This is a genomic window from Agromyces mangrovi, assembly GCF_030296695.1.
GTDB lineage: Bacteria > Actinomycetota > Actinomycetes > Actinomycetales > Microbacteriaceae > Agromyces > Agromyces mangrovi.
Map to the genome: position 1 here is coordinate 1,023,737 of NZ_AP027737.1, position 14,563 is coordinate 1,038,299.

At 73.0% G+C, this 14,563-nt stretch carries 12 protein-coding genes; 4 read left to right on the forward strand and 8 right to left on the reverse strand.

Annotated elements, in window-relative coordinates; genetic code table 11:
• The first annotated feature begins 95 nt into the window (after positions 1-95).
• Complete coding sequence (locus QUE38_RS04900; RefSeq protein WP_350227558.1) at positions 96-1,151, forward strand: MFS transporter; 1,056 nt, start codon at positions 96-98, stop codon at positions 1,149-1,151.
• A complete protein-coding gene (locus QUE38_RS17440) occupies positions 1,106-1,405 on the forward strand; it encodes a hypothetical protein (RefSeq protein WP_350227559.1) in 300 nt (99 codons plus the stop codon). Before QUE38_RS04900 ends, QUE38_RS17440 begins: the two co-directional genes overlap by 46 nt.
• Positions 1,406-1,552: 147 nt before the next feature.
• On the opposite strand, the gene QUE38_RS04905 is transcribed toward QUE38_RS17440, so the two are convergent.
• Positions 1,553-1,822 (reverse strand): MFS transporter, encoded by a 270-nt coding sequence (locus tag QUE38_RS04905; RefSeq protein ID WP_350227626.1) that lies wholly within the window; start codon positions 1,820-1,822, stop codon positions 1,553-1,555.
• A gap of 2 nt (positions 1,823-1,824) precedes the next feature.
• Positions 1,825-2,823 carry an MFS transporter gene (locus QUE38_RS04910; protein WP_286310487.1) on the reverse strand — a complete coding sequence of 333 codons (999 nt, stop codon included), beginning with the start codon at positions 2,821-2,823 and terminating at the stop codon, positions 1,825-1,827.
• Positions 2,824-3,135: 312 nt separating this feature from the next.
• On the opposite strand from QUE38_RS04910, the gene QUE38_RS04915 reads away from it, so the two are divergent.
• The gene (locus QUE38_RS04915; RefSeq protein WP_286310488.1) at positions 3,136-4,095 is read left to right on the forward strand and encodes a DUF2510 domain-containing protein; all 960 of its coding nucleotides are present in this window, start codon (positions 3,136-3,138) and stop codon (positions 4,093-4,095) included.
• Between the two features lie 173 nt (positions 4,096-4,268).
• Here the strand turns inward: QUE38_RS04915 and QUE38_RS04920 are convergent, their stop codons facing one another.
• A complete protein-coding gene (locus QUE38_RS04920) occupies positions 4,269-4,721 on the reverse strand; it encodes a methyltransferase family protein (RefSeq protein WP_286310489.1) in 453 nt (150 codons plus the stop codon).
• A 114-nt stretch (positions 4,722-4,835) separates the two neighbouring features.
• Between QUE38_RS04920 and QUE38_RS04925 the strand changes: the two genes are divergently transcribed.
• The gene (locus tag QUE38_RS04925; RefSeq protein WP_286310490.1) at positions 4,836-5,927 is read left to right on the forward strand and encodes a DUF4190 domain-containing protein; all 1,092 of its coding nucleotides are present in this window, start codon (positions 4,836-4,838) and stop codon (positions 5,925-5,927) included.
• A gap of 24 nt (positions 5,928-5,951) precedes the next feature.
• Here the strand turns inward: QUE38_RS04925 and QUE38_RS04930 are convergent, their stop codons facing one another.
• The 5 genes from QUE38_RS04930 to QUE38_RS04950 form a co-directional block, all read right to left on the reverse strand.
• The gene (locus QUE38_RS04930; protein WP_286310491.1) at positions 5,952-7,052 is read right to left on the reverse strand and encodes a DEAD/DEAH box helicase; all 1,101 of its coding nucleotides are present in this window, start codon (positions 7,050-7,052) and stop codon (positions 5,952-5,954) included.
• The gene (locus QUE38_RS04935; protein WP_286310492.1) at positions 6,959-9,034 is read right to left on the reverse strand and encodes an SNF2-related protein; all 2,076 of its coding nucleotides are present in this window, start codon (positions 9,032-9,034) and stop codon (positions 6,959-6,961) included. Before QUE38_RS04935 ends, QUE38_RS04930 begins: the two co-directional genes overlap by 94 nt.
• 34 nt (positions 9,035-9,068) lie before the next feature.
• Complete coding sequence (locus QUE38_RS04940) at positions 9,069-10,730, reverse strand: FAD-dependent oxidoreductase (RefSeq protein ID WP_286310493.1); 1,662 nt, start codon at positions 10,728-10,730, stop codon at positions 9,069-9,071.
• Positions 10,731-10,732: 2 nt separating this feature from the next.
• A complete protein-coding gene (locus QUE38_RS04945) occupies positions 10,733-13,033 on the reverse strand; it encodes a PAS domain S-box protein (protein ID WP_286310494.1) in 2,301 nt (766 codons plus the stop codon).
• Between the two features lie 202 nt (positions 13,034-13,235).
• Complete coding sequence (locus QUE38_RS04950) at positions 13,236-14,546, reverse strand: alpha-L-fucosidase (RefSeq protein WP_286310495.1); 1,311 nt, start codon at positions 14,544-14,546, stop codon at positions 13,236-13,238.
• Positions 14,547-14,563 lie beyond the last annotated feature (17 nt).

Below are 14,563 nucleotides of genomic sequence, written 5' to 3' on the forward strand. Positions count from 1 at the left end.
ACTAGAACAATGCACGACACCTCGGGAGGTCTACGCTGGAACCCGCGGCGCACCGCGGCGACGCGATCCCGCCCGCTGCGCACCCTGAAGGCACCGTGACCACTGCACCGCCCCCGACCCCGGCCGTCCGTCGCTGGTGGCTGTGGGTCGTCTGGGCCGTCGGCGTCGGCGCGTACGTGCTCGCGGTCGCGAACCGCACCTCGCTCGCGGCGGTCGGCGTCGACACCGCGGTGCGATTCGATGCGGATGCCTCGACGCTGTCGCTGTTCGCCGTCATCCAGCTCGCCGTGTACTCGGGCATGCAGGTGCCGGTCGGCCTGCTGCTCGACCGCTTCGGCAGCAAGCCCGTGATGGTGCTCGGGATGCTGGTGATGGCCTCCGGGCAGGTCATCATGGCGTTCGCGACCGACGTGGGCGTGGCGATCCTCGCGCGCGTGCTGATCGGCGCCGGCGACGCCGCGATCTTCCCCGGCGTGCTGCGCGTGGTCGCGGCGTGGTTCTCCGAACGCCAGGCCCCGCTCGTCGTGCAGCTCACCGGCATCATCGGGCAGCTCGGCCAGCTCGTCTCGGTCATCCCGCTCGCCGTGCTGCTGCGCGCCACCACCTGGACGGTCGCCTTCAGCGCCCTCGCCGGCACGTGCCTGCTGTTCGCCGTGCTGATGCTCGCGATCCTGAACGACCGGCCGCCCGGCGTCGAGGTGCAGCGGAAGGTCGTCTCGAGCGCCGACCTGCGGCAGGGCTTCGCCGAGTCGTGGCGGCACCCGGGCACACGGCTCGGCTTCTGGTCGCACTTCACGCCGCCGCTGTCGGTCAACGCGTTCATCCTGCTCTGGGGCTACCCGTTCCTCACCGTCGGCGAGGGGCTCTCGCCGGCCGCGGCGTCGACCGTGATGTCGGTCATCGTGATCGCCGGCCTCGCGGCGGGCCCGGTGGTCGGGGCGCTCTCCCACCGGCATCCGCTGCGCCGTTCGCGCATGCTCGTGCTGCCGATCATCGGTGCGCAGGTCGTCGTCTGGCTCGCCGTGATCGCCTGGCCCGTCGCCGCACCGCTCTGGCTGCTCCTCCTGCTCGCCGTCGCGATCGGGCTCGGGGGCCGGCGTCGCTCGTGTCGTTCGACCATGCCCGCGCGTTCACGCCCAGCCACCGGCTGAGCACCGCGACCGGCATCATCAACTCCGGCGGATTCATCGCGGGCCTCGCCGCGATCCTCGCCATCGGCGTCGCGATGGACCTGCAGGGCGCGGGCACCCCAGACACGTACAGCCTCGAGGCGTTCCGCGTCGCGTTCCTCACCCAGCTGCCGCTCTGGGCGATCGGCACCGTCGGCATCGTCGTCGAGCGCCGCCGCACGCGCCTGCTGCTCGGCATCGACCCGCCGCGCGCGCCGCGCCGGCCCCGCCCATAGCGCCGGCCCGAGGCATCCGCTCACCGACCCTCTCGGCACGTGCCCGCGGGTTCGGCACGTCGAAGTCGGTTCGGCACGTCGAAGTCGGTTCGGCACGTCGAGTTCAGCGTGCCGGAACGATTTCGACGTGCCAGCACTCGGGGAGCGTCAGCGGGCGATGCGGATGGGCAGCACCGCGAGCGCGCCGAGCGTCGCGATCACGCCCGACGCGATGAACAGCGCCCAGAAGCCGCCCGCCGCGGTCACGATCAGCGCGCCGATCATCGGCCCGATCGCCTGCGGCACCACCGATGCGATGTTCATGATGCCGAGGTCCTTGCCGCGCGAGTGCTCGTCGGGCAGCACCTGCGTCGCGAGGGCCTGATCGACGGCGAGGAAGCATCCGTAGCCCGTGCCGAGCACCGCGCCGGCGACCATGATCACCGCGAAATCGGTCGAGACGAGCAGCAGCAGCGCGCCCCTGCCTGCAGTGCGGATGCCGCGAAGACGAACGGCTTCCGCCGCTCGAGCCGGTCGGAGAGCCGCCCGCCGACGAGCGCCGCCGCGATCGAGCAGGCCGTGTAGACGAGCGTGAGCAGCAGCAGGTCGTCCTCCGCCTGCTCCGCGGTGTCGCCGTACGAGTAGATGAGGAAGTACAGCAGCAGGCCCGTGATGATCGCGTTGCCGATGTTGACGAGCACGCGGCTGAGCAGCGTCCAGCCGAAGTCGGGGAAGCGGCGCGGGCTGATCCAGAAGCCCTGCAGCATGCCGGCGAACGTGAACGGCTGGCGCTCGTCGCGGGGCAGCACTGCGTCGGGCGCGGTCAGCAGCAGCGGCACGACGAGCACGACGAGCAGCACGGCGAGGGCGGCGTAGCCCGCGACCGCCCCCGTGAAGAGGGTCGTCACGAGGAGGATGCCACCGATGATGCCCACGCCCTGCGGCGCCGAGATCACGCCGGAGACGAAGCCGCGCTGGTACACCGGCACCTGGTCGGAGATCATCGCGGTCATCGCGGCCGACAGCGCGCAGAAGCCGGTGATCGCGAGCGACCACCAGATCGCGACGCCGACGAGCGTCGTCTGCACGCCGAGCGCGAGGAGCGAGCCGGCGAAGAGCAGCGCGCCGCCCGCGATCCACGGGCGACGGCGGCCGAAGCGCGAGGTCGTGCGGTCGGAGAGCGCGCCCGTGACCGGGTACGCGATGATCGCGGCGACCGACGAGATGCCCGACACGATGCCGAACGCGAGCACGCTGTCCTGCCAGGTGTCGGTCGCGACGAGCGCGTCGACCTGGGTCGGCAGCAGCAGCTGCACGAGCGTGAGTTGCGCCATCCAGAGGCCGAGCCAGGCGGTGGCGAACGCGGCGATCCAGCCGCCGCCGACGCGCTCGCGCGGGGTGCCGAACAGCGTGGTATCGGTGCCGGGGGTGGACGTCATGGGGCGGATGCTCCTCGCGATCGTGGCGCCGACGGCCGCCGTCGCCCGTCGTCATGAGTGGGTCAACTGTCCCAGAGCCGGTCGCGCCCGACAAGGGTCGCGTGCGGCCTGTGGAAAGCGGTTCGGCCGCCGCATCCGTTCGTTCGGTTCTCGGCACGTGCCCGCGCGGTCGGTTCTCGGCACGTGCCCGCGCGTTCGGCACGTCGAAGTCGGTTCGGCACGTCGAGTTCTGCGTGCCGAGACGAGTTGGGCGTGCCGGGTCACGCGGCACGTGCCGGAACCGGCGGCGAGGTCCACGCCTAGGCTGGTCACGTGCACACTCCCCCGCAGCCACCGGCGGGCTGGTACGACGATCCGGCGGATGTCTCGCGGCGACGCTTCTGGGACGGCGACGCCTGGACCGAGCAGACGCAGCCGCGCGCGTCCGGCGGCGACGGGCCGGCAGCGGATGACGCGGGGGCGACGGCGGACGACGAGCAGCCGACCGAGGTGCTCGGCGCGGGCCCGGCCGAGGTCCCGGGCGAGGGCGCGACCGCGGATCTGGGCGAGCAACCGACCGCGGTGTTCACCGAGCAGCCCACTGAGGTGCTCGGTGATGCCCCGGCCCAGGTGGCGGCGCCCTCCGGCGGCTCGATGCCGGCCGAGGGCGGGTCGCCGTCGGACGACGGAGCGCGCGACTCGCGCACGCGATGGTGGCTCGTCGCGGCGGCGATCGCGGCGGCCGTGCTGCTGGTCGGCGGCATCACCACCGCCGCGCTGCTCACGGCCGGGAGCGGCGACGGGGTGACGGTCGAGGACGGGTCCGGCGGCGACGCGGAGGGCGGATCGGATGCGGCCGCGGGCTCCGCGAACGACGAGGGGTCGGATGCCGCAGGCGACGATGCGGTGACCGAGCCGGACGCGGACGAACCCGCACCCGAGGAACCGGCGGATCCGGTCGACCCCGTCGCGTTCGCCCGCGAGGCGGAGCGGCGGCTCGACCGCATGGAACGCGACATCGATGCGCTCGAGCGCGACGTCGAGGATGCGCGCTTCGAGCGGCTCGCGACCGAGACCGTGCGGCTCGCGGAGCAGCTGGACGAGCTCCGGGCGATCGGCACGCCCGAGGAGCTCGCCGGCACCTGGGAGGCCGACCTCGACGCGATCGACGACGGCATCGACCGGCTCGCGGAGGCCGTGGTGGCGGACGACTCCGACGCCGCCGAGGACGCGGCCGACGAGATCGACGACGCGATCGGCGACGCCCGGTCGCGCGTCGAGTCGCTCGGCTGAGGCGCGGCGCCATCCGCGCGCTCGGCAGCCCGCGAGTTCCACGCCGGCCCGTCGAAGTCGCACTGGCCCGTGCTGCAGCGCGGGCCCGTGTGATTTGGACGGGCCGAACGCGTGGAACGGAGGGCGGGCGGGCGGCGCGGCGCGGGCGGGCGGGCGGCGCGGCGCGGGCGGCGTCAGCGGACGCCGCGGCCCCAGAGGATGAGCGGGGTGCGGTCGGCGTAGCGGCGGTAGTCGTCGCCGAACGCGGCGACGAGAGCGCGCTGTTCGACGTGCGCCTTCACGACCAGCACGACGACGAGCAGCGACCAGACCACGACGAGCTCGACGCGGGCACGCCAGAGCACCCAGCCGGCGGTGGCGAGGATGAGCCCGAGGTAGATCGGGTTCCGCGTGAACCGGAACACCCCGCCCGTGCGCAGCGGCGCACCCTCGCGCGGCGCGACCCACGGCACGAGGTCGCGCCCGAGCACGGCAGCGCCGGCCACGGCGAGCGCAACCCCGACGACGCCGACGGCGGCCGCGACGACGCCGACCACCGGCCCACCCCAGAGCGACGGGCCCGGCAGCAGCAGGAGCGCGAGCAGCACGAACTGGGCCCCCACCAGCAGGTTCGCGCGATCCTTCACGGGCACCATCCTTCCGTCCGCGCGCCCGCACGGGAACCCGCGACCCGCCGCCGGGGCGTTGCCACAAGCGGACGACGCTGGCAACATGGCGCACGGAACCGAGGGGGAACCGCCATGACGAGCCCGGACGACGACGCCACCCGCCCGTACCCGCCCGCGCAGGGCCCCGGCTCGCCGGGCGCACCGGGTTCCGACCCAGGCGCCCCCGGCTCCGGCCCGCAGGGCCCCGGCGGCCCCGGGGACCCCGGCGCCCCGGGCGACGGCACGGGCACCCCACCCGACGAGCCCACGAAGGCGAGCGGCCTCGGCATCGCCGCCCTCGTGGTCGGCATCGTCGCGGTGGCCCTCGCGTTCTGGCCGATCGCGTGGATCGCCGCGATCGTGCTGGGCGTCATCGGCCTCGTGCTCGGCATCATCGCGCTCACGAAGAAGGACCGGAAGAAGGGCGTCTCGACCGCCGGCACGGTCGTCTCGTCCGCCGCGCTGGTCATCGCGATGATCTTCGGCGTGCTGTACACGACGGGCGTGATCGGCACCGGCGACACCCCCGAGCCGACGGCCACACCGACCGAGAGCGCCTCGCCGACGCCCACCGAGACCACGACCCCGACGCCGACCCCCACCCCGACGCAGACCGTGCAGGAGTGGGCCGACGCGACCTGGGGCACCTTCGACGACGTCAGCCAGAGCGGCACGGGCGACGGCACGGTCACCCTGCCCGCCGACGCGACGGGCGCCCTCGTGCAGGCCGAGCACGACGGCGACGACGCCTTCCAGGTCACGGTGCTCGACTCGTCGGGCTCGGCCACGGGCGACCCGCTCGTCGACGTCGACGGGGACTACGAGGGCACGACGGCCTACGGCGTCTCCGATGCATCCGCCGCCGTCACCCTGCAGATCACGGCGACCGGCGACTGGCAGGTCACCGTGTCGCAGCTGTCGAGCGCATCCGAGCTGCCCTCCGCCGTCTCGGGCGAGGACGACGCGGTGTACCTGTACGGCGGCGACGCCGCGACGCTCGCGGCGACGCACTCGGGCGACGACGCGGAGGATCCGTTCGTGGTGCGCCAGCAGTCCGAGCAGGCGTTCTCGAGCTCGGCGCTCATCGACGTGACCGGCAACTTCGACGGCAGTGCGCCACTCGCCGCGGGCCCGTCGGTGGTGACGGTGCAGGCCGACGAGGACTGGACGATCACGCTCGGCTGACCGAAGCGCATACCGCTCGGCGGTTCACTCGTCGAGCAGCCCGCGCAGGTCGTCGACGGTGAGCGCACCGGCGGCGTCGACCCCCTCGTCGTCGGCGAGGATCGACGCGACCAGCTCGCCCTTGCGCGCCTTCAGCGCCATGACCTTCTCCTCGATCGTGTCCTCGGCGACGAGCCGGTAGACCATGACCTGCCGCTCCTGCCCGATGCGGTGCGTGCGGTCGATCGCCTGCGCCTCGCTCGCCGGGTTCCACCACGGGTCGAGCAGGAACACGTAGTCGGCCTCGGTGAGGTTCAGCCCGAACCCGCCGGCCTTCAGCGAGATGCAGAAGACGGATGCCTCGCCTGCGCGGAACCGCTCGACCGCCGCGTCGCGCGCACGTGTCGACGACGATCCGTCGAGTCGTGCGAACGGCACGCCCACGGCGTCGAGCCGCGCGGTGACGCGGTCGAGGAACGACGTGAACTGGCTGAACACGAGCGCGCGATGCCCCTCCGCGAGCACGTCCTCGAGCTGCTCGAAGAGGGCGTCGAGCTTGGCCGAGCGCAGCCCCGCGTGCCGCTCGGCGTCGACGAGGGTGGCGTCGAGCGCGAGCAGGCGCAGCAGAGTGAGCGACCGGTAGACGATGAAGCGCTGCCGGTCGAGGTCGTCGAGCAGTCCGAGCAGCTTCTGCCGCTCGCGCTGCAGGGTCTGGTCGTAGAGCCGACGGTGGGCGGGCTCGAGCGCGACCTGCAGCACCTGCTCCTGCTTGGGCGGCAGCTCGGGTGCGACCTGCTCCTTGGTGCGGCGCAGCACGAGCGGTCGGATGCGGCGGCGCAGCGTCGCCCGGCGCTCGGCGTTGCCGTCCTGCTCGATGGGTCGCCGGTAGCGCTCGTCGAACGCGCGGCGCGAGGGGAACAGCCCCGGGGCGACGAGGCGGAGGATCGCCCAGAGTTCGCCGAGGTCGTTCTCGATCGGCGTGCCGGTGACGGCGAGCACGAACGGGGCCGCGAGGGCCTCGACCGCGCCGTGCGCCTTGGTCGCCGCGTTCTTCACGAACTGCGCCTCGTCGAGCACGACGCCCGCCCAGTCGAGCGCTGCGAACGCGGCGTCGTCGCGGCGCAGCACGGCGTAGGTGGTGACCACCAGGTCCACGCCCGCGACGGCGTCGGCGAGCGGTCTCCCCGGCGGCGTTCGGTCTCGGTGACGCGGGCGACCCGCAGACCCGGCGTGAAGCGCGCCGCTTCGGCGACCCAATTCGACGCGACCGAGGTGGGCGTGACCACGAGCCACGGTCCGGTCGATCCCGGCCCACCCGGGGCATCCGTCGCCGGCGCACCCCCGACACCCGTCGCATGCGCGACCAGCGCGAGCGACTGCGCGGTCTTGCCGAGCCCCATGTCGTCGGCGAGCACGCCGCCGATGCCGTGCGACCAGAGGAACGCGAGCCGCCGGAACCCGTCGAGCTGGTACGGCCGCAGCGGCAGCACGACCCCCTCGGGCTGCGGGAGCGGTTCGACCTCGCCGTCGTCGAGCCCGCGTACGAGTTCGCGCCAGGCGACCGCCGGGGCCGCCTCGTGCGCGAGGTCCTCGAAGTCGGCGACGAGGCTCGCACGGCTCGCGGGCACGCGCAGGCCGGTCTCCCACTCGGCGAGCGTGCCGGCCTCGTCGATGAGCTCGCGCAGGTCGTCGAGCACGGGCTGGTCGAGCCGCAGGTACGTGCGGTCGGGCAGGCGCAGGCGCTTGCGCCCGAGCGACAGCGCCCGGAACAGCGGCATGAGCGGCACCTTCCGCCCGCCGACTGTGACGATGACGCCGAGGTCGAACCAGTCGGCCTTGTGCGACTCGACGAGCGTCACCGCGAGGTGCGGCGGCTCGGTCACCTCGCGTACCGCCGCCGGGTCGCCGCGGCGCTCGATGCGCAGCCCGCGGATCGACGCGAGGTCGGGCAGCACCTCGAGGTCGAACGCGGCGGCGTCGTCGCCACGCAGGATGATCGCGGGCTCCAGCCCGCCCCGGTCGGTCGCGTCGGCGATGCCGGACGACCCCGTCGCGAGCGCCATGCGGCCGGCCGCCGAGCCGCTCAGGACCACGTCGACGGCGCCGAGCACCTCGCCCTCGCGCTCCCGCGTCGGGTCGGCGAAGTCGTCGTCGGGGGCGTCGAGCCCGCTCGCGCGCCCGTCGGCATGCTCCCACCGCCAGGCGAGCTTCAGCCCGCCGTCGTCGGCGTAGCGCACGTCGAGCACGAGGGTCGCGGGCGGGATCTCGGGCGGCACGAAGCTCTCGTCGCCGCTCGTGATCGCGACGCGCCGCGCGAGCCCCGGATAGTGGCCGCGCAGGAACTCGGGCACGTCGTCGACGGGCACCGCGACCACCGACGGCCGCTCGAGAAGGTCGTGCTCCGCCGGGCCGAGCGGCGCGACGAGCGGCGCGAGGTCGAGCACGCCCGCGTCGAGGTCGACCCGCACGACGCCGTGGTCGCGGACGAGCCGTGTGCCGTCGATCGGGCCCGGCACCCCGTCGAGCTCGAGCGCGGGAGCGAGCGTCAGCGCGTCGTCGTCGAGCCGGGCGTCGAGCACGACGCGCGCCGACCGGTGCAGCCGCACCAGCGACGCGGCATCCGTGCCCGCCAGCGTGATGCCGAGCCGCTCGGCTTCGGCGAGCAGCGCCCAGAGCAGCGGGCTCTCGTAGGCGTCGAGCGTGATCCACGCCGACCCGTACGGGTTGTACGTGCCCGGGTTGCCGCCCTTCAGCAGGGCGAACTGCGCGAACCAGCGCGCCTGCGCCGGATCGACGCCCGCGCCCTCGCCCTTGTAGGCGATGTTCTGCCAGGTCAGGTCGCCCTTCGCCCACGCGCCGCGCGCGCCCCGCACGACCGGGCGCACCGCGATGCGGTCCACGGATGCCGCGTCGGACGCCGGCTCGTCGCGCGGCCCCTGCCACTGGTCGCTGGAGCGCCGCAGCAGGTGTCGCGGCGCGAACTGCAGGCCGAGCTCGCGGAAGGCCGAGCGTTCGGCACGGGCATCCGCTCGGCGCTCACCCTGCATCGCGCCGCCCGGGTCGCGCAGCGCATCGAGCGAGGCCCGCCAGTCGCCGCCGGGCCGGGCGGAGGCGGGCGGCGTGGGCATGCGACCATGCTCGCACGCACCGGCGACGCGCCCGTCAGACGGTGTCGAGGTACTTGTGCACGAGGCTCACGGCGACCGCGCCCTGCCCCACCGCCGACGCCACGCGGCGCACGACGTCGTGCCGCACGTCGCCCGCGGCGAAGATGCCGGGCACGCTCGTCTCGAGCACCATGGGGTCGCGCTGCAGCGTCCAGCCGCGCGGGCGGCGGCCGTCGACGACGAGGTCGGGGCCGGTCACGACGAACCCTTGTTCGTTCACCTCGACGATGTCGCGCACGAGCTCGGAACCCGGCACCGCGCCGATGAACGCGAACATCGCGTCGGCGGGCAGTTCGGCCGAGGCATCCGTCGACGCATCGTGCACCGTGACCGACTCGAGTCGCTCCTCGCCGGCCAGCCCGCGCACCTCGCTGTGCGGGCGCACCGTGATGTTCGGGGTCGCCTCGATCTGGTCGATGAGGTACTGCGACATGCTCGACGCGAGGGACTCGCCGCGCACCAGCACGACGACCTCCTCCGCGAACCGCGACAGGTACATGGCCCCCTGCCCGGCCGAGTTGGCGCCGCCCACGACGACCACGCGGCATCCGGTGTAGCTGACGGCCTCGGATGCCGCTGCGCCGTAGTAGACCGACCCGCCGAGCAGTCGCTCCTCGCCGGGCACGCCCAGCCGGCGGACCTCGACGCCGGTCGCGACGATGAGCGCCTGGCAGCGCAGTTCGCTGCCGTCGTCGAGCGTGACGATCTTGTACGAGCCCTCGACGCGCACCGCCGTGACCTCCTGCGCGCTCAGGATCTCGGCGCCGAGGCGCTTCGCCTGCGTCGCCGCGCGCCGGGCGAGGTCGGCGCCCGAGATGCCGTTCGGGAACCCGAGGTAGTTCTCGATGCGCGAGCTCGTGCCCGCCTGCCCGCCCGGCACCTCGCGCTCGACCACGGCGGTGCGCAGGCCCTCGGATGCCCCGTAGACCGCCGCGGCGAGGCCGGCCGGACCCGCGCCGATGACGATCAGGTCGTAGAACGGCTGCAGCGCCGGTGCGCGGATGCCGAGTCGCTCGGCGAGCTCGTGCAGCTCGGGTGCGACCATGACGAGTCCGTCGGGCAGCAGCACGACCGGCAGCTTCGCGTGGCCGTCGCCGAGCGCCTCGACCATGGCCCGTGCACCCTCGTTGCGCTCGATGTCGAGCCACTCGTACGGCGTCTGGCTGCGCGCGAGCAGGTCCTTCACGGCGTGCGACGCGGGCGACCAGCGGGTGCCGGCCACGCGGATGCCGTCGTACGGCAGGGCGGCGCTCGCCTTCCAGTCGCCCAGGATGTCGTCGAGCACCGGGTACAGCCGCTCCTCGGGCGGATCCCACGGCTTCAGCAGGTAGTAGTCGAGGTTGATCGCGTTGATGCTCGTGATCGCGGCGTCGGTGTCGGCGTACGCGGTCAGCAGCACCCGCCGGGCCTGGGGCGCGTGCACGAGCGCCTTCGCGAGGAACTCGACGCCGCTCATGCCGGGCATCCGCTGGTCGACCACGAACAGCGCGATCGGCGTGCCGCGGCGCTGGTACTCCTGCACCGCCTCGAGCGCCTCCTGCCCCGACGACGCCTGGGCGACGCGGAAGTCGGTGCGGTACCTCGCCTGCAGGTCGCGGGCGATGGCGTTCAGCACCTGCGGCTCGTCGTCGACGGCGAGGATGACGGGCTTGGCCATGCTCACGCCTCCGTCGGGTGGTCGGGGCGGGCGGATGCCTCGGGGGCACCGGTCGGCTCAGGGGCAACCGTCGCCTGCCCTGCCGTCGGGTCGAGGTCGAGCGGCAGCCGCACCGTGAAGCACGTGCGCCCCGGGCGCGAGGCGACCGTGAACTGCCCGCCGTGCTTCTTCACGATGATGTTGCGCGAGATGTTCAGCCCGAGCCCGGTGCCCTCGCCGGGCGGCTTCGTGGTGAAGAACGGGTCGAACACCTTCGACTGCACCTCCTCGGGGATGCCGGGCCCGTCGTCCTCGAACTGCACCTCGACGCTGTCGCCCGAGCGTCGGGCCCGCACGGTGAGCGTGCCCTGCCCGCCCATCGCGTCGATCGCGTTGTCGATGAGGTTCGTCCAGACCTGGTTGAGCTCGCTCGCGTACGCCTGGATCGCCGGCAGCTCGTCGTCGTAGTCCTTGACGACCTGCACGCCCGCCTTGAGCTTGTTGTGCAGGATGATCAGCGTGTTGTCGAGGCCGCGGCGCACGTCGACGTCCTGCACCGGCGCCTGGTCCATGTAGGTGTACGTCTTCATCGCCTTCACCAGTTCGACGATGCGGTGGGTGCCGATCGCGATCTCCGACAGCAGGTTGTAGATGAGGTACTTGAGCCCGAGCCACTCGACGACGACCGCGAGCTCGTCGCGCGCGAACGCCGCGCAGAGCTCGTCGAGCTGCTCCGTCGTGAGGCCGACGGCGACGAGCGCCGGGGCGAGGTCGCCCACCGAGCCCGCCCCGAGGTCCTCGAGCCAGTCCTCGAACTCGTCCTCGCGGTCGCCGCGCTCCACGGCCGACAGCTGGGCCGGGTCGCGCGCGCCCTGCTCGGCGAGGTGGTCGAGCTCGCTCAGCTTGTCGATCTGGCTGTCGTAGAGTCCGAGTCGGCCGAGCTGCAGCTGCGCCTGCTGCAGCTTCGCGAACACGGCCATCGCCTGAGACGCGCCACGCTGCGCCGACGACGCCGGGTTGTTCAGCTCGTGCGCCATGCCGGCGCTCAGCTTGCCGAGCGACGCCATCTTCTCCTGCAGGATGAGCTGGTTCTGCATCTGGCTGATCTGGTCGAGCGTCTCCTGCAGCGCGTCGTTCTTGCCGCGCAGCTCCTCGCCCTTCTCGCGCAGCTCCTGCTCGCTCTGCTTCAGCGCCTCCTCGGCCGCCTTGCGCTCGGCGATGTCGCGGATGATGCCGGTGTAGTACCGGTCCTCCCGAACGGTCCAGGTCGACAGCGACAGCTCGATCGGGATCTGCTCGCCCGCCTTGGTGACGGCCGCCAGCTCGACGGTGGTGCCGATGACATGCGCCTCGCCGGTCTCGGTGTAGCGGGCGATGCCGGTGCGGTGCAGCTCGTGGTATTCGGTCGGGATGATGAGCTCGAGCCGCTCGCCGACCGCCTCCTCCTCGGTGTAGCCGAGGATGCGGGTGGCCGCCGAGTTCCACGACACGATGTTGCCCAGGTGGTCGGCGGAGATGATCGCGTCGATCGCCGATTCGGTCACGGAGCGGAACTTCTGCTCGGCCTGCTTGCGCTCGCTGATGTCGCGGATGATGCCGGTGTAGTACCGGTCGTCGTCGAGGAACCAGGTGGCCAGCGACAGCTCGACCGGGAACTCGCTGCCGTCGGCGCGGATCGCCGCGAGCTCGACGGTCTGCCCGATGACGTGCGTCTCACCCCCGCCCGACACGCGCGCGATGCCCGTGCGGTGCCCCTCGTGGAACCGCTCGGGGATGATCATCTCGAGCCGCTGCCCGATCGCCTCGTCCTCGGTGTGCCCGAAGAGCGCGCGCGCGGCGCTGTTCCAGCTGCGGATGACACCCCGCGCGTCGGCCGAGATGATCGCGTCGATCGCCGACTCCATGACCGAGCGGAACTTCGCCTCCGACTCGCGCAGCGCCATGCGCACCTTCGACACGGTGACCTGGCGTTCGATGCGGGCGAGCACCTCGAGCGCGTCGAACGGGGTCGTGATGAGGTCGTCGCCCACCTCGAGGCCGCGCACCCGCGACTCGACGTCGGCGTCGCCGGCGACGAAGATCACGGGGATGTCGCGGACCTCCTCGGAGCGCCGGTGCTCGGTCACGAGCGTGAACGGGTCGGTCTCCTCGAGTGCCGCGTCGACGACGATGAGGTCGGGTGCGCGTGCGAGCTCGCGGCGCAGGTGCTCGGTCTCTCCGTCGCTCGCGACGACGCGGTAGTCGTCCTCGCCGAGCACGACGGAGAGCTGCCCGATGACCCCGGCGTCGTCGGACACGATCAGGATCAGGCCGCGATCCGGCATCTGGACCCTCCTCGTGCTGCCTCGCATGACGGGTGCTCCCGCGGTCAGCGTATCGATCGCGCGTCCGGGTCGGCCAGCACCCGAGTGGGGGTCGTGACGTGCGGTCGTCGGCGAGCGGATGCCCCGTGCCGGCGCATCGCGGGCACGCGTACGGCCGGGGCGACGTATCCGTCGCCCCGGCCGTACGGGTCGTGCCGCCCGCTCAGGTGCGGGCGACCGCCACCGCAGCGGGGCCACCGTGGACCGCGGCGACCCGCACGACGAGGTCGTCCCCGTCGACCTCGGTCGAGGCCTCGCCCGACAGGACGCGCACCCGTCCCAGGTCGAGGCCGGCGCCGTCGACGCGGAACTCCCCCGGCGCGTCGACGAACGTGATCAGCTCGGTCGGCGTGCGCCACTCGCGGCGCCAGCCCGAGGCATCCGATTCGGGCTGCTCGGACCGCTCGCTCACCGCGGCGGCCGCCTCGACCAGCGGCCGCTTCCAGTCGCCGAAGCCCTCGAGGGTGGCGCGCTGCAGGTCGGGGATGCGCCCGTCGGCGGTCGGCCCGACGTTCACCAGGAGCCGGCCGCCCTTGGCGACCACGGTCACCCAGTGCTTCGCGAGGCGCATCGTGTCGAGGATCTCGTCGGTCGACTCCACCTGGTTGAAGCCGAACGAGTAGCCCAGGCCGCGGTTGTTCTCCCAGACGTCCTTGGTCTCGTTCTCGCCGAACGCCGAGTACTCGGTGGTGGCGTAGTCGGAGAACGTGTCGCCCCAGCGATCGTTGACGACGCCCTCGGGGTTCGCCGCGAAGTACTCGGCGAACAGCTCGTGCAGGCCGCCCGGGGCGCGGTGCTTGCCCGCGTCGGGCCACTCGATGTCGTTCCAGAGCACGTCGGGGCGGTATCGGTCGACGAGGTCGCGCACGTGGGCGGCCGCGTAGTAGTGGTACGCGGCGTCGTTCGGGCGCAGGCTGTGCACCTCGGTGCTCGACGTGTGCGGCGGGAAGTCGGAGACCGACCAGTCGAGCCCGCCCGAGTAGTACACGCCGAAGCGGATGCCCTCGGCACGCACGGCCTCCGCGATGTCGCCGACGAGGTCGCGGCGCGGGCCGCGGCGCACCGTGTTGCGGTCGCCCGTGCCCGGCGCGTCCCACAGCGTGATGCCGTCGTGGTGCTTCGTGGTCGGCACCACGTACTCGGCACCGGCCCGGGCGAACAGCTTCGCCCAGTCGGCCGGGTCGAACCGTTCGGCGCCCCACTGGTCGAGGAAGTCGTCGTAGGGGGCATCCGAGTAGGCCTCGCGGTGGTGCTGCTGGGCCGGGCTGCCCTCGATGCGGATCGTGTTGAGGTACCACTCGGCGTACGGGTTGTGGGCGAACCAGGTGTCGTCGGGGATCTCGCCGAGCGCGCCGATGGGCTCGGCCCAGGCGGGCACCGAGTAGGCGCCCCAGTGGATGAAGATGCCGAACTTCGCGCGCGCGAACCACTCGGGCAGCGGACGCTCGAGGTCGGTCCAGGTCGTGTCGGTCATGGGGGTCCTTTCGAATA

Bases quoted from the DNA above. Each gene is read 5' to 3' on its own strand.
- QUE38_RS04905 (WP_350227626.1), bottom strand. From the start codon at position 1,822: ATGGTCGCCGGCGCGGTGCTCGGCACGGGCTACGGATGCTTCCTCGCC.
- QUE38_RS04910 (WP_286310487.1), bottom strand. From the start codon at position 2,823: ATGACGTCCACCCCCGGCACCGATACCACGCTGTTCGGCACCCCGCGC.
- QUE38_RS04925 (WP_286310490.1), top strand. From the start codon at position 4,836: ATGACGAGCCCGGACGACGACGCCACCCGCCCGTACCCGCCCGCGCAG.
- QUE38_RS04935 (WP_286310492.1), bottom strand. From the start codon at position 9,034: ATGCCCACGCCGCCCGCCTCCGCCCGGCCCGGCGGCGACTGGCGGGCC.
- QUE38_RS04940 (WP_286310493.1), bottom strand. From the start codon at position 10,730: ATGGCCAAGCCCGTCATCCTCGCCGTCGACGACGAGCCGCAGGTGCTG.
- QUE38_RS04945 (WP_286310494.1), bottom strand. From the start codon at position 13,033: ATGCCGGATCGCGGCCTGATCCTGATCGTGTCCGACGACGCCGGGGTC.
- QUE38_RS04950 (WP_286310495.1), bottom strand. From the start codon at position 14,546: ATGACCGACACGACCTGGACCGACCTCGAGCGTCCGCTGCCCGAGTGG.